Origin of the sequence: Nonomuraea solani, assembly GCF_900108335.1 — a bacterium.
In the GTDB taxonomy this organism is placed as follows: domain Bacteria; phylum Actinomycetota; class Actinomycetes; order Streptosporangiales; family Streptosporangiaceae; genus Nonomuraea; species Nonomuraea solani.
Genome location: NZ_FNVT01000032.1, coordinates 60159 through 73636, shown reverse-complemented (window position 1 = coordinate 73636; position 13478 = coordinate 60159). Strand labels below are relative to the sequence as shown.

The following is a 13478-nucleotide window of genomic DNA, read 5'->3' as shown; positions in this document are numbered from 1 at the left end:
GGCCGGCTACACCTAGAGTCGCCGGGTTAATGATCTTCAGCCAGGCGTTTACCAGCATTTGATCAGCGCGAGCTGGACGGCCTGCTGCCTACGGTGTCCGATCGCGAGCTGATCGACCGGCGGTCGTGGGACCTCGCTGACTCCCACGAGACCCTGGCCCGGCATCTGGGCGCACTCACCCGCCGGGCGCTGTGCTCCGTACGGGGCGAGACCGACGCGGTACAGCTGACTGCAACAGCTCTACTCCTGTGAAGACACCCGCATCTGAAGAGCGGGAACGTCTTGCAAGGCTTCGGCCGCGAGTATCGTTTTGACCAGGCCAAACACCCGTCAAGCGAGAGATGATAGGAGGTCCTTGCCGAGGCGCCGATGCACGGTGAGCAGCAACCACATATCGCCCATCAGTAGATATATTGGACTCGAAAAGACTCCTGGTCTCCTAAAGCGGGTGCCGCAGGTTCGAATCCTGCCGGGGGCACGCACATAGATCGGCATTTCAGGCCCCTGACCTGCGGTTTCTCAGTCGCAGGTTTTTGTTTTGTGGACCTTGGATAGGCAGCGGGCGGTGCCCGCATGCAGCCGTGAGACCATGATCAGGGGATGTACACGGGATGATCTTGGCGATGTTTTCCCAGGTAAATCCCCCGATTTGGACTTGTCAGCCCGTCGGCAACCGGCCACGTCCGCCCGGCCAACCGTACAGACGCAACCGTTGATCGTGCCAAATGCGTGCGTACGCCCCCAGCGTCATCCCGCCCCACAAGCCCTGCCCTCCTGTGATGGATCGCGAGCAAGGGGTTCGAGATGATGCCTCAGTCGGAGAGTGCCTCGTGCAAACGCCGCGCCTCATGGATCAACAAGCTCGAGCCCTTGCGTGCCGCCAGCTCCGCCAGCCCCCGTATGTTGTCGCTCGCCCCAGCGCGCACCGCCACCCGCACGGCGACCTTGAGCAGTTCGCCCAGCCCCGGCCTGGCCTTCTCATCGGGTCCGGGCAACAGCAGCGGCACCGCCTGAGCCAGGGCCGTCCACACGTCGGCGTGCGCCCCGGCCGCCGTGACCTCGTCGAGGACGCCGGTGATCCGCTTGAGCTTGACCTGCTCGCCACGGACCATGTGGCCCACCGGCCCGGCCGAGGTCAGCCGCGGACAACTCCCCGTACGCGGCCAGCGTGAGGACCGCGTCGACGGCCATGCCCCGCTGGGCGCGAACTCAGCGAGATGCTCGAGTTCATCAAGGACTGGCTCACCACCGACGACCAAGCCAAGGCCAGATTCGCACAGTTCGTCGGGTGCCCCGGTTATGACGCCGCCGACCTCTGCGCAGACGCCGACCGCTTCCTCTTTCTGCTCGGCGGCAACGACGGCGAGTACCTCTTCAGCCAGGACTAACGTCACCGACCCTGAAGCACCGCTCGAAGCTTCTCGATCTCCGAAAGCCACTCAGCCGAGCTGCCGCTTTCATCCCACAGATCCTTCAACTCCGAATCGTCGGCGAGAACCCGCTCGAGGGCTCGTAAGGCCAGCGCTCGCAAGTCATCCGGCAAATCGGGGATCGGCTGCTCGGGCCCATAAATCGGGTCGGCGGGAGAGCCGCCAGGGCATTGCGCCGCAACGATCGCGACAGCCGCCACAGCGGGGACTCCCTCGGAGCTATCCAGATAGTCGGCCTCCTCGGCCGCAGCGATCAAGACCTTCCTGATTGCCGCCACGCGATCACCGATCCCCAGGTCATCAAGATCGCCCGCGAAATCAGCAGCATGATCGTTACCGAACGCAGTAGCGTCCCAAGTTGTCGGCGTACGGGCTCAACTGTGGAGCCACGTACAAGTAGACGTGCAGAGGTGATCGGCACGGCGATGGTCGTGAAGAATGGAGGCATGCGGCGGGCATTGGTACTCGGCGGAGGCGGTGTCACGGGGATCGCCTGGGAACTAGGCATGCTGGCCGGCCTGGCCGAGCACGGCGTCGATCTCTCCTGCGCCGACGTAGTGATCGGCACCTCGGCGGGCGCGGTCGTCGGTGCGCAGCTGGCGTGCGGGCTCGAGTTACGGCAACGCTACGAGGCCCAGCTCGCGCCCATCGCGGGCGAAACAGCTCCCTCAGGCGCCAGGAAAGCCGTGCTCAAGCTCATCTGGGCGTCGATGCGCGCGGGCACGGACGCGCAGGCGTTCCGAGAACGCATGGGCCGGACGGCGCTGAATGCCAAGACCCCATCGGAGGAGGAACGGCTGCGCACCGTGGCGCGATGGCTCGGGGAGGCGAGGGAGTGGCCCGCTCGCGAGCTGCTGATCACCGCCATGGACACCGCTTCCGGTGAGTTTGCCGTGTTCGACGCCGCTTCGGGAGCCGACCTGGTCAGGGCGGTCGCGGCCAGCTGCTCCAGCCCCGGCGTGCGCCCGCCGATCACCATCGGTGAGCGCCGCTACATGGACGGCGGGATCCGCTCACCACTGAACCTGGACCTGGCCAAGGGCTGCAGCCATGTGGTGGCTCTGGCCCCGGTGACGCGCGCCGGCGGCCCGGTGGAGACTGTCGAGCAGCAGCGCTCCAGGCTCGGCGCCGCCCAGGTGGTGGTCATCACACCGGACGAGGCCACCAGAAAAGCGATCGGCACCGGCCTGCTGGACCCCTCCCGCCGCGCACCTGCTGCCCGCGCAGGTCACGCCCAGGCCGCGGCCGCCGCGGACTTGGCGCGCGGTGGCTGGCAGCCGGACACGTAGCCGAAGTACCGGGGATCGGCCAGATTCGGATTCGGCCCACCCAGCGCCGGCTACGTCTCACCGGCACTTCCGGTCCTCAGCGCACCGCGACACTGTTCGAACTCACCGTCAAACGCTGCTACTCATCATCGGCAAATCCACAAGACAGCCGAAACCCCGCTCCTGATGTTCTACCGGCTCAAGTCGGTTGCCAAGCGGCGTCCCGCGTGGGTGCGGAAAGATCTCGCTGCGCTGGTGCGCCTGCTGGCGGCGCACCAGCGCAAGCCGCTCATCGCCGCCACGCTCCCGCTCGAGCGCGCCGCTGAGGCGCACGAGCTCATCGCGGGCGCCCGCGTGGCGGGAAAGGTTCTGCTGACATCTGAGGAGGACTCGTCATAAAGCTGATCACGGTTGCCCGGTACTACGCCGTCGCGCTCGGGCTGGGAACGGTCGCGTACCTGTTCCTCACCGGGATGGCCAGGGCGGACAACGCCTTCCTGGTGCCTGATCTGATCATCTCCGGGCTGCTGATCATGTCCGCGTTCCTGCCACCTGCCCACGTGGTGCGAGGCATGATCCTCGCGTACGGCATGGCAGCCGGCGTGTTCACCGCCGCCGCCTTCTCCGCCCTCGTAAGGGGGGAGCCGGGCATGGTGACCATGGTGGCGGCGGCCGGGTCGTTGGTCGTGGCGGCGCTGCTCGTGGTACGTCAGCGAGCGGTCTCCGTCGCCCATTGACGCCACGGCGCGGAATGCGGCATGGCGGCCATGAGCCCGATCCACTCGTACACTTCGGGGTTGACCACGAACGCGCCGGAGCGCGGCGGTCCCAGCTCGTGTTCGCCGATCAACCCGCCTCAGCGGCAGGTTGATCGATAAGGGCGTGCAGCGCCCCCGCGACCGGATCGGCAGATCACTGCCCGGCGCCCGATGCTGTTGTGGCCGGAGGCAATCGTGCAGAACCTGAACGACTTGCTCAACTCACCGATCGCACTCGGTCTCACAATGTGAGAGTCAGGCCTGGCCCATCGGCGGCGTATGAAGGGGTCGGGCTCCTGTTCACAGGGCGGCTGCATCGTCAGGTGACAGGTGCTCGACTGAACTCGTGGGCGTGGTCGGTGGCCCACTCCTGGAAGGTACGTGCCGGCACTCCGGTGATCTCTTCCACAGTCGACGTCAGGGGGCCTGGTCTCGTCACCATGTGGGCGTACCCGTCGAGCACGACGTCGGCGACCGAGGCGGGTAGCCAGGTGAGCATCTGTTGCCGCGCGAGTCCTGGCGAGATCTCTTCCCAGCGCAGTGGGCGACCGATCGCGTCACCCAGAATGTGGACCTGCTCTTCCTGCGTCAGGATCTGTGGGCCGGTGAGAACGTATCTGCGGCCGGCATGCTCATTGTCGATCAGTGTTCGCGCCGCCGCGGAGGCGACGTCGTGCTCGTGCAGCAGCGTCATGGCCGCCGTCCCATAGGCGCCCCGCACGGTGTCGCCGGCGCGGATCTGTGGTGCCCACGAAAGAGTGTTCCGTGCGAATCCGTGCGGACGGAGGAACGTCCATTCCATCCCGGACCGTTCGATCTCCCGCTCCACTTCGGCATGGAGTCTGCCGATCGGGTCGGCCTGCTCGTCCAGGTCGTCGCGGATGGCCCCGGAGGAGAGGAAGACGATCCGCCGGGTGTGCCTTTTGAGAACATCCAGCAGCGCGGGCGCGGGATCGGCCGTCGGAAAGGGCCACATCAGGAACACGGCTTCCACTCCGCGTAGGGCGGCCGCCATCGTGTTCGTTGCGAGAAGGTCGCCGCGTACGACCTGAGCGCCCTCTGGGAGCCGGGCGGAGTCGGGATCGCGGGTCACGGCTCGCACCGGCACTCCTGCATCCAGGAGTTGGGCCGTCACCTGCCGGCCGATGTTGCCGGTCGCGCCTGTCACCAGAATCATGGGCTGCTCGGACCTGCCTTACCTGGAAGACGTTCGACGATGACCAGCGGGATGTCCTGGCCGTTTCGATTCCGGTAGGTGGCGTTGAGCGGAAAGATCGCTGTCGTCTTCGGCCACAACTGTTGTTTCTCCTCGGTGGTGGCGGCGTGGGCGCGCGCGTGGTGAACGTCCTCCGCGCCGATCTGAACGGCTACCTCGGGGTGAGCGAGCTGGTGAAGGTGGCCGCTCTGTGCCGTGGGTTTCGACGTAGGGGCGGACGTGCTTCGCCACTCAGCCCTTGGGGCCGTCCAATGCGGCGTCCCGTTCGGACTGCTCGGTCGACGGAGTCGTGGAAAGGCTGTGTCGCAGGTGGTAGCGCCGGAATCCGCCGCTTTTCACGCCGGGGAAGTCCACGACCCGCCGCCACCCGCGCGACGACCCCACCGTTGCCTGGCCGGATTTGCTGAGGGCGTCGCGGTGTGCCTGTTCGTCGGTCCACTCCGCGTAATTGAGTACCCGGGTGCCGTCGGTGCTCATGTGGAAATGGCCCGAGATTCCGCCAGGATGTGGTTGGGTTTCGCCCGCCATCGCTTCGAACACGGTGTCGATCCAGTGCTGTTGCCGCTGGCTGTCGGGTCCGTCGAACTCGACACCCACGACGACGATGCAGCCGGGGACCGGTGGATTTTCCCGCCCACTGCTGCGGTACAGCCGATACTCGACCGGCTCGATGCCAGTGCGTGCGGCCACGAACTCATGGCCGGCTTCACCGTTGGCCCACTGGGTGTAGGTCAGCACCAGCTCGCCGTCGGTACTCACCAACGTACTGAACGAGATGAGCCCTTGAGGCCAGGACCCGTGCTCCATCGCGGCCACGATCTCCTCCGCTGTGAGGTGGTGTGCGGATGATTCGGTGACCAGGACGGTTCCAGCATCGGGACGGGTGATATCGAGCGACAGATCATGGCTGACGATCATTTCTCTCCTTGGCCGTTTCATTGGTGGATCAGGCGGAACTCGGGGACCGTGTCGCGCAAGGTAACTACCTGCAGCTCGGCAAGCCATTGACGATCGCGTTCTTCAGTGGTGTGGCCGGTTACGACCCCGGCCGCATCGGTGGGGAACCTCCGGCGTTGCTGCCGCTGGCTACACGAGCGTCCCGCCGGAGACGTCCAGGTGGTGCCCGGTCACGTAGCGGCTGTCGTCCGAGGCCAAGAAGGCCACCGTGTCGGCGACGTCCTGCGGGGTGCCCAACCGGCCCAGCGGCGACTGGGATGACAGCCAGGCCAAGGCCTCGCCGACCAGGCGGCCCTGGTGCATGTCGGTGTCGATGACGCCCGGCGCCACGGTGTTGACGGTGATGCCGCGCGGTCCCAGTTGCTTGGCGAGTGTCGAGGTGAGCACGTCGAGTGCCGCCTTGGACATGGCGTAGTCGATCGCCCTGGGCATGGCCATGCCGCGGGTCAGCATCGTACCGATCGTGATGATCCGCCCGCCGTCTCTCAGCCGCGGCAGAGCGAGCTGGGTGATGAAGAACGGGGCTGTGCTGTTGACCGCGAACAGCCGCTCGAAGCCTTCCCGGGTCACGCCATCGATCTCGGCCTGGTCGCCGAGGATTCCCGCGTTGTTGACCAGGATGTCCAGGCCGTCGGCGTGCGCGTCGAACGCGGCCCACAGCGCTTCGGCATCTCCGGGCGCGCCCAGCTCTGCCTGGATGGCGAAGGCCTGCCCATCCGCCGCTTCGATGGCCGAGACCGTGTCCTTGGCGGCCGTGTGGTTACTGCCGTAGTGCACGGCGACGCGGGCGCCCTGCCGGGCCAGCCGGGTGGCGATGGCCCGGCCGATTCCCCTGCTCGCGCCGGTCACCAGCGCTGTCTTACCGGTCAATGTCGTCATGCTGATCAGGCCTTTCCGTTAAACGGTAGAGGGGGTGGTGGCCTTGGCATCGCGCAGCACGCGCGCCCACCAGGTCACCTGGTCCAGCAGGGTCTTGGCGGCTGTGGCGGGCCCGTCCGGGTCGGTGGGTCGTCCATCGCCGCCGAAGCACTCCCACACGCCGTGGAAGCTGATCGTGTCCCGCGTGGTGACGGCGTACAGCTCGGCGAAGACCGCGCGCAGGTGTTCCACCGCCCTCAGGCCTCCCGGCAGGCCGCCGTAGGACACAACGCCACCGGCTTGGCGTGGAACTGCGTGTTGTGCCAGTCGACCTCGATGTCGGCGCGTTGGGCCGCCTGGCCTGCGAACCAGGTGGCGACGGTCGAGCCGATGCGGCCGTCGCGGACGCTGCCGACGATGACGGTCAGCCTGAGCCGGCTATCGGACATGGTGTTCTCCTTCCAGCTGTGCGGCCTCTTGCAGGGCTGCGAACAGGGTGTTCTCGCTCTGGGGTCCGATCAGCGGAGGCAGCCGCTCGATCAGGAAGACGGGTACGCCGGCCGGAGGCGATCCGGTTGCCGGTTTCGGCGCTGCTGATGGTGATCATGTCTTGCGGCATCCCCGGCCCCAGCAGGAACAGCACGATCGCGGCCATGGAGACCGGCTTGCGCCCGTGCAGGTCGCCGGCCTTTTCCCAGATCGGCGTCGAGAGATCGGTCCACACGTCCCCATTTCGCGTACCTCGTACTCGAAATGAACCATAGCCATTCAGATACGATGTACGCAAATGGAGGGGGGCAGATGCCAGACGAGGAACCGATCAGCATCTGGATGCTCCCGGAGCGCCAGGAGCGTTCCGGGCCCGGACGGCGACCCGGCTACAGCCGCGAGCAGATCACCCGAACGGCGGTCCAGATCGCCGACGCCGAAGGCGTGGAGGCCACCACCATGCGCCGGATCGCGCACGAACTGGGCACCGGCGCCATGTCGCTCTACCGGTACGTACCGAAACGGGATGACCTGTTCGACCTCATGATCGACATGGCGATGGGCGAGATCGAGCTCCCGGACGGCCCGTCCGGAGACTGGCGCTCCGATCTCTCGCTGCTCGCCCACCAGGTCCGCGCCGTCGGCCTACGCCATTCCTGGCTGATCACGCTGCTCACCGGTCGTCCGATCCTGGGCCCCCACCTGTTGCGCGTGCGCGAGTTCGCGCTCAGCGCACTCGACCGGCGCGGCCTCGACATCGACGACATCACCGGCTTCGTCGACATGCTGAACGACTACGTTCACAGCGCGATCCGCCGCGAGATCGGCTGGCTGGAGGAGGCCCGCCGTACCGGCCTGGATCCGGAACGATGGAAGCGGGACTACATCGGCCCGTACGTACGGCAGATCGTCGAATCGGGCGCCTATCCGCTGTTCAACCGCTCCCTGCTGCAATCCCGCACCGCGCACCTCCCCCTCGCCGAGCGCTTCCAGGACGGGCTGGATCGCGTGCTCAACGCAATCGGCGTGCACGTCGCATCAGACTTCTCTCGTTGATCGAGATGAACTCGCCTCCCGATCTCTTCAACCAGCTAAGGTCAACGTTCCATGGGTTGGTGGGCAAACCCTCTGCAGGGCGGGCTTAGTGCAGGCATCAGCGGCGTCGTGGCTGCCCTCACCGCGTGGGCCGTAGCCGCTGGCACGGGGCGAGATGCACAGACAGGCGCTGCTCATCGATGCCGGGAACGCGGCGCGGACGCTGATTCGAGACACCGAGGCGCTGGTACGTGCGGTGATGCGGCTAAGCCGTGCGCCAGAACGACGTAGCCGGCGGGAATGGCTGCGAATCAGGGACCTTGGGGAAAGCTGGCGCTCGTGAGGGACATGCATTCAGGCGAAAGTACTCCCGGCAGGAGTAATGCCGCTACATATCACCGAGGATGGTCAGGTAGTGGGGATAGCGCAAGGGTCGGATGATCAATAGAAGCCCGGTCGCAGGGGATGTTCATTCCGATGTCCGTTCCAGCAGGCGCTGGGCCAGGCGCCGGACGGCAGTGCGCAATTCCTGCGGTGACAAGATCGTGAACGGGAAGCCGAGCCCGGCGAGCATGGCGGCCATGCCGTCCAGGGACTCGGCACGCGTCCGCAGGTGGACTCCGTCCGGTGTTTCGGTGAGTGTGGCCACCGACGGCGGGATGCGGCGGGACGCCTCAGCGAGGGGAACGTGCAGAATGACCTCGACAATGTGCGCATACGGTACCTGGGCCAGCGACGCCGTGACCTGCCGCACCGGGTCGGACTCCTCGGGGATCTCATAGGAGGCCGTCCCTGGGGCGACGGAGGAGATCCGGTCGACGCGGAAGGTGCGGAGCTCGCCGGACCGGTGGTCGTGGCCGGTCACGTACCAGCGGCCGGAGTGGAAGACCAGGCCGTGGCCGTCCAGTTCGCGTTCGGTCTGGGCGCCTTTCCAGGAGCGGTAGCGCAGTGTGACCCGGCGGCGGTCGCGGATCGCGGTGGCCAGGGTCAGCACGGCCCGGCTCGCGGGCGTTGGCATCGCACGTTCGGCCAGAGTGAAGTCCAAGGTCTCCTCTAGTGCGCCGACCTGTTCTCGCAGCGTGGCCGGCAGCACCCGCCGGATTTTGGCCAGGGTCGCTTCGGTGGCGTCGGCGGCAAGGCCCAGGCGGCGTCCGGCGAGCAGGCCGAGAACCACGGCGGTGGCCTCGTCGTCGGTCAGCATCAGCGGTGGCAGCTTGTAGCCGGGCGTCAGCTGGTAGCCGCCGTAGCGGCCGCGCTCGGCGGCGACCGGGATGCCCAGCTCGGCGAGTCGGGCGGCGTAGCGCCGGACGGTCCGCTCGTCCACACCGAGCCGCTGCGCCAGGTCACGGCCCCCCAGCCCGTGGTGTGCTTGGAGCAGTTCGAGCATCGCCAGCATCCGGGTCGCCGGATATGACACAGGTCACCCACTTAATCCGGGCGGATTCTGTCCGCTATCGGCTTTAGCGTAGCGACGTCGGCTCACTGAAAGGACGATGAGATGGCGAACTACGTGCTGGTTCCCGGCTTCTGGCTCGGTGCCTGGGCTTGGGACCAGGTGGCGCAGAAGTTGCGCGCCGCCGGACACCAGGTGCGGGCGGTCACCCTGACGGGGCTGGCGGAGAGGGCTGGGGAGCTGTCGCCAGAGGTCGGCGTGGAGGCCCATGTCGTCGACATTCTCGCGGCGATGGACGGATTGGAGGAGGTTGTCCTGGTCGGGCACAGCGGGGCGAGTGTCCCGGTGACCGCGGTCGCCGACCGGCATCCTGAACGGCTCAGCCGGGTCGTCTACGTCGACACCGCGCCGCTGCCGTCCGGTATGGCGGTGATCGACTTCAATGACGAGGACACTCAGAAGGCGTGGCGCGCTCAGGTAGGGGACGGTTATGCGCTCGACACGCCCTCCTTCGAGCAGGGGGAGGGGAAGTTCGCGGGACTGACCGAGGAGCATTGGGCGCAGATCCTCGCGAAGGCGACGCCGCAGCCGTGGGGCGCGGTCACCCAGTCGGTTCGGCGGCCGCAGCAGATCCCGGCGACGCCGAAGACCATGGTCGCCTCGACGATGCCGGTGGCGATGATCCGCGAGCTGATCGCTTCGGGAAACCCGGCGTTCGCCCCGCTCGGCACACCCGAATGGACCTTTGTCGAGCTGCCGACCGGGCACTGGCCGATGTTCTCGCGACCGGCGGATCTCGCCGCGTTGCTCTGACGGCCTCCACATAGGTGCCTGAGCCTGATTCATGCTCATGATCAGGCCTGTGATCGCCGCCGGTCTCCCTGTGGCAGTGCTGGAAGACGCTCCCGACACGGGGCGGCCTGCTCATTCTGCGCGTCAAATCCATCCGCTGAACCGCTCTGCAAAGCCAAGAAGCACTCAGCCCCGCACGGCGGAAAGCTGCCGACCGCCCAGTCACATACGACGGCGGTCGGGCTCGAAACTCCGTTCAACGCACATCACACCAGCACCACCGAATACGTCACCGACCCATCCTGAGATGCCGAAATCCCGATCGGCGGCTCACACCGGCGGGCCCAGTTCAAGGTCTGTCAGCTCGGCCCGCGAGGAGATGCCCAGCTTGGGATAGGCCTTGTACAGGTGGAAGCCCACGGTGCGCGGGCTGAGGAAGAGCTGGGCGCCGATCTGCCGGTTCGTGGCTCCCGTGGCGGCCAGCCGGACCACCTGGAGCTCCTGCGGGGTCAGCGTGCTGAGGGCGGCGCCCGCCGCCGGTGGCCCGGGTTCGGCGGCGTGGACACCGGCCGCGGCGAGTTCGGTGCGGGCACGTTCGGCCCAGGGCACGGCTCCCAGCTCGACGAAGCTCTCCAGCGCGGCACGCAACTGGGTGCCGGCGTCGGCTCGCCGCCGAGCGCGCCGGAGCCATTCGCCGTACAGCAGGCGGGTCCTCGCCTGCTCGAAGGGACGCCCGGCCTGGGGATCCACGGCGAGAGCCGCCACGTAGTGCGCCTCGGCCTCCTCGCGCGGCGCGAGCAGCGCCCGGCAACGGTGGGCGACCGCCGCCGCCCAGGGCCGGCCGCCGGCCTCGGCCCAGGCGTCGAACCGGGCGAGCGCGGCGGTGGCCCTGTCGACCTGGTTGAGGCGGGCGCAGGCTTCGACGTGGTCGGCGAGGGCGAAGGTGACGATCACCGTGTGACCGAGCGGGCCGTCCAGAATTCCCGCCATCCGCTCGGCCGCGGCGTCGTAACGGGCCCGTACGAGGTCGAGCAGCGTCAGCGCGCACCCTCCCCAGCCGGATCCGTTGCGCTCCCGGGAAGACCCCTCGGCCTGGGCCGCGAGGCGCCGGCATTCGTCGTCCTCGCCGCGGATGGCGGCCAGGCGGGCGAGGACGCCGTGCAGGTGGCGCAGCCGTCCCTCCTGCCCGGTGTCGCGTGCGATCTGCCAGGCCTCCGCCCCTGACGCGGCCGCTTCGGCGTGGCGGCCGCGCAGGATCTGCGCCTGAGTGAGGAGTTGCAGGGCGTGCGGCAACGCTCCGACGAGCCCGTGGCGGCGGCAGGCGGCCACCCGGGCGGCGGCCAGCTCGCACGCCGCGTCGTCGTCCCCGGTCATGAGAGCCCCGAACACGGCGTACGTCCCGGCGACCCGATCGATCGCGCCGCCGCCCGGGCCGGTCATCAAGGGGGTGGCGTGTCCGAGGCCGGTTTCTGTGCTGTGAAGGGCGGCGCGGAGAAGGGGGAGCCCTGCGGCGGGGTCGCCAGCGGCCACGCGTTCCATGCCGCGCACGGCGGCGACGACGCCGGTCAGACGTGCGTCCACCTGCGGGGCGAAAGACTCCAGAAGGTCGGCGGCCCGCCCGAGCGCGCCCCGGTCGCCGGCGAACCAGGCCTCGGACGCGGCCGTGGCCAGCAGGGACGCGGCGTCCGCCGGGGCGGCCCGTACGATGTCGGCGGCAGCGGCGATCAGGGTGTACGCGGCCGGAGCCGGGTCATCCCCCTCGGCTTCGACCGCGGCGCGCACGCTGGCCAGCCGGGCCAGCAGCAGCGGATCCGCGGTCAGGCGGCGGCCCCGGTCGGCGGTGGCCGCGGCACGGGGAAGCTGCCCGGCGCCGAGCGCCGACTCCGCGGCGGCGGCCAGCCAGCCGGCGCGCCGCTCCCTGTCGACGGTGAGCTGTGCCGCCCGCTCGTACGCGGTGGCGGCCGAGGCGTTGCTGCCCCGCTCACCCGCACGCTCACCGGCCGCCGCCAGGACGGCCGAGATCTCCTCATCGGGTTCGAGCGCGGCCGCCGACAGGTGCCAGGCCCGGCGGTCGGCGTGCTCATGGCCGTCGAGGACGCCGGCCAGCGCCCGGTGGGCCGCCGTGCGCCGGGTGAGCGGCGCCTCGTGGTAGGCCGCGGCCTTGACGAGTGGATGGCGGAAACGTACCCGGTCGCCGGAGACGTCGACGAGGGCGGCCTGCTCGGCGGGCTCCAGGTCCTCGGGCCCCGCGCCGAATGCCTGTGCCGCCCGCAGCACCAGGTGCAGGCTGCCCGAGCCGTCGGCGGCGGCGACCAGGAGCAGCAGCCGGGTACGTTCTGGCAACTGCCGGACCGTGGCGCGCAGCGAATGTTCGAGCCGCCCGGCCATGGACGGCCCCGGCGGCCGCAGGGGCAGCGGGGCCAGGTGGCCGGCCCGCTGCTCGGGGGTCAGGATCTCGGCGAAGTGCAGCAGCGCCAGCGGATTGCCCTCGGCCTCCTCGATCACCCGGTCGCGGGCCTCGGGGGTGAGACCGGCCGCGCGCCCGGCGAGCAGCCGCTCGCAGTCGGTCCTGGCCAGGCCGGACAGCCGCAGCTCCGGGACGCCGTTGATCGCCGGTTCCGCGCCGTCGCGGCCGGCGAAGATCATGGTGATCGGTTCGGCGGCCAGACGGCGGGCGGCGAACGTGAGCGCGTCCAGGGACGCGCGGTCCAGCCAGTGCACGTCGTCGATCAGGCACAGCAGTGGGCGTTCCTCGGCGAGGTCGGCGAGCAGGGTCAGCACCGCGAGCCCGACGAGGAAGCGGTCGGGCGCGCCGTACTCTCCCGTGCGACCGGGAGCGCCGTCATGCCCGGAAGCCTGGCCGGGGCCTTCGCCGAACGCGCCGTGCAGTGCCGCTCGCTGTCCCGGGGGCAGCCCGGCGATCAGGTGGCGTGCCGGGCGCAGCAGCAGGTGCAGCGCGGCGTACGGCAACTCGGACTCGGCCTCCACGCCGGCGGCGCGCAGGACGAGAGAGGATCCTCCGTTCGCGGCCTCGGCCAGCAGCGCCGACTTGCCGATCCCGGCTTCGCCGTACACCGCGACGGCGTTGCCCTGCCCGGCCCGTGACTCCGCGATCAACCGGCTGAGCTCGGCAATCTCCGCATTTCGCCCGATCATGATGCGCCGACCCTACCTAACCCACCGGTCGGGGCCCCACAGGGCTCAGGTCACCGTGACTGATCCGGCCGGGACCGCCGCACCGTACTGTCGGGAACCGCAGCCCAGCACACCCGGGAGGATCAT

Annotated in this window: 15 protein-coding genes and 2 pseudogenes; 7 read left to right on the top strand and 10 right to left on the bottom strand. The window is 68.8% G+C overall.

Annotation, left to right across the window (positions count from 1 at the left end):
• The first annotated feature begins 93 nt into the window (after positions 1-93).
• Positions 94-252: a hypothetical protein gene (locus tag C4V41_RS62515; RefSeq protein WP_160150732.1), complete on the top strand. Its 159-nt coding sequence runs from the start codon at positions 94-96 to the stop codon at positions 250-252.
• Between the two features lie 560 nt (positions 253-812).
• On the opposite strand, the gene C4V41_RS55105 is transcribed toward C4V41_RS62515, so the two are convergent.
• The gene (locus C4V41_RS55105; protein WP_146104192.1) at positions 813-1112 is read right to left on the bottom strand and encodes a hypothetical protein; all 300 of its coding nucleotides are present in this window, start codon (positions 1110-1112) and stop codon (positions 813-815) included.
• Between the two features lie 105 nt (positions 1113-1217).
• Here C4V41_RS55105 and C4V41_RS55100 point away from each other — a divergent pair, with 105 nt between their 5' ends.
• The gene (locus tag C4V41_RS55100) at positions 1218-1388 is read left to right on the top strand and encodes a hypothetical protein (protein ID WP_200824919.1); all 171 of its coding nucleotides are present in this window, start codon (positions 1218-1220) and stop codon (positions 1386-1388) included.
• 2 nt (positions 1389-1390) lie between these two features.
• On the opposite strand, the pseudogene C4V41_RS55095 reads toward C4V41_RS55100, so the two are convergent.
• Positions 1391-1777, bottom strand: a pseudogene (locus tag C4V41_RS55095) (DUF4259 domain-containing protein); the annotation flags it as partial.
• A gap of 99 nt (positions 1778-1876) precedes the next feature.
• Here C4V41_RS55095 and C4V41_RS55090 point away from each other — a divergent pair.
• From C4V41_RS55090 to C4V41_RS55080, 3 genes are all read left to right on the top strand, one after another.
• Entirely contained in the window at positions 1877-2719 is an 843-nt protein-coding gene (locus C4V41_RS55090; protein WP_103964108.1) for a patatin-like phospholipase family protein, read from the top strand.
• A gap of 165 nt (positions 2720-2884) precedes the next feature.
• Entirely contained in the window at positions 2885-3097 is a 213-nt protein-coding gene (locus C4V41_RS55085; protein ID WP_103964075.1) for a zinc-binding dehydrogenase, read from the top strand.
• A gap of 74 nt (positions 3098-3171) precedes the next feature.
• The gene (locus C4V41_RS55080) at positions 3172-3435 is read left to right on the top strand and encodes a hypothetical protein (protein WP_103964074.1); all 264 of its coding nucleotides are present in this window, start codon (positions 3172-3174) and stop codon (positions 3433-3435) included.
• Positions 3436-3775: 340 nt separating this feature from the next.
• Here the strand turns inward: C4V41_RS55080 and C4V41_RS55075 are convergent, their stop codons facing one another.
• The 6 genes and pseudogenes from C4V41_RS55075 to C4V41_RS64995 all read right to left on the bottom strand — a co-directional run bounded on the left by C4V41_RS55075 (position 3776) and on the right by C4V41_RS64995 (position 6936).
• Positions 3776-4633 (bottom strand): NAD(P)H-binding protein, encoded by an 858-nt coding sequence (locus tag C4V41_RS55075; RefSeq protein ID WP_103964073.1) that lies wholly within the window; start codon positions 4631-4633, stop codon positions 3776-3778.
• Positions 4630-4830: pseudogene (locus C4V41_RS66340) on the bottom strand (nitroreductase/quinone reductase family protein); the annotation flags it as partial. The gene C4V41_RS55075 and the pseudogene C4V41_RS66340, both read right to left, overlap by 4 nt.
• Before the next feature lie 73 nt (positions 4831-4903).
• The gene (locus tag C4V41_RS55065) at positions 4904-5590 is read right to left on the bottom strand and encodes an antibiotic biosynthesis monooxygenase (protein WP_160150731.1); all 687 of its coding nucleotides are present in this window, start codon (positions 5588-5590) and stop codon (positions 4904-4906) included.
• Between the two features lie 168 nt (positions 5591-5758).
• A complete protein-coding gene (locus tag C4V41_RS55060) occupies positions 5759-6508 on the bottom strand; it encodes an SDR family oxidoreductase (RefSeq protein ID WP_103964070.1) in 750 nt (249 codons plus the stop codon).
• A gap of 18 nt (positions 6509-6526) precedes the next feature.
• Positions 6527-6739, bottom strand: coding sequence for a hypothetical protein (locus C4V41_RS65000; protein ID WP_235030984.1), 213 nt, complete (start codon positions 6737-6739; stop codon positions 6527-6529).
• A gap of 5 nt (positions 6740-6744) precedes the next feature.
• The gene (locus C4V41_RS64995) at positions 6745-6936 is read right to left on the bottom strand and encodes an NAD(P)H-dependent oxidoreductase (protein ID WP_235030983.1); all 192 of its coding nucleotides are present in this window, start codon (positions 6934-6936) and stop codon (positions 6745-6747) included.
• A 352-nt stretch (positions 6937-7288) separates the two neighbouring features.
• On the opposite strand from C4V41_RS64995, the gene C4V41_RS55050 reads away from it, so the two are divergent.
• Positions 7289-8032, top strand: coding sequence for a TetR/AcrR family transcriptional regulator (locus C4V41_RS55050; protein ID WP_235030982.1), 744 nt, complete (start codon positions 7289-7291; stop codon positions 8030-8032).
• Between the two features lie 448 nt (positions 8033-8480).
• Here C4V41_RS55050 and C4V41_RS55045 read toward each other — a convergent pair whose 3' ends face one another.
• Positions 8481-9428: a helix-turn-helix transcriptional regulator gene (locus C4V41_RS55045; RefSeq protein ID WP_103964068.1), complete on the bottom strand. Its 948-nt coding sequence runs from the start codon at positions 9426-9428 to the stop codon at positions 8481-8483.
• 81 nt (positions 9429-9509) lie between these two features.
• Between C4V41_RS55045 and C4V41_RS55040 the strand changes: the two genes are divergently transcribed.
• Entirely contained in the window at positions 9510-10217 is a 708-nt protein-coding gene (locus C4V41_RS55040; RefSeq protein WP_103964067.1) for an alpha/beta fold hydrolase, read from the top strand.
• Between the two features lie 309 nt (positions 10218-10526).
• On the opposite strand, the gene C4V41_RS55035 is transcribed toward C4V41_RS55040, so the two are convergent.
• A complete protein-coding gene (locus tag C4V41_RS55035) occupies positions 10527-13352 on the bottom strand; it encodes a helix-turn-helix transcriptional regulator (RefSeq protein ID WP_103964066.1) in 2826 nt (941 codons plus the stop codon).
• Positions 13353-13478 lie beyond the last annotated feature (126 nt).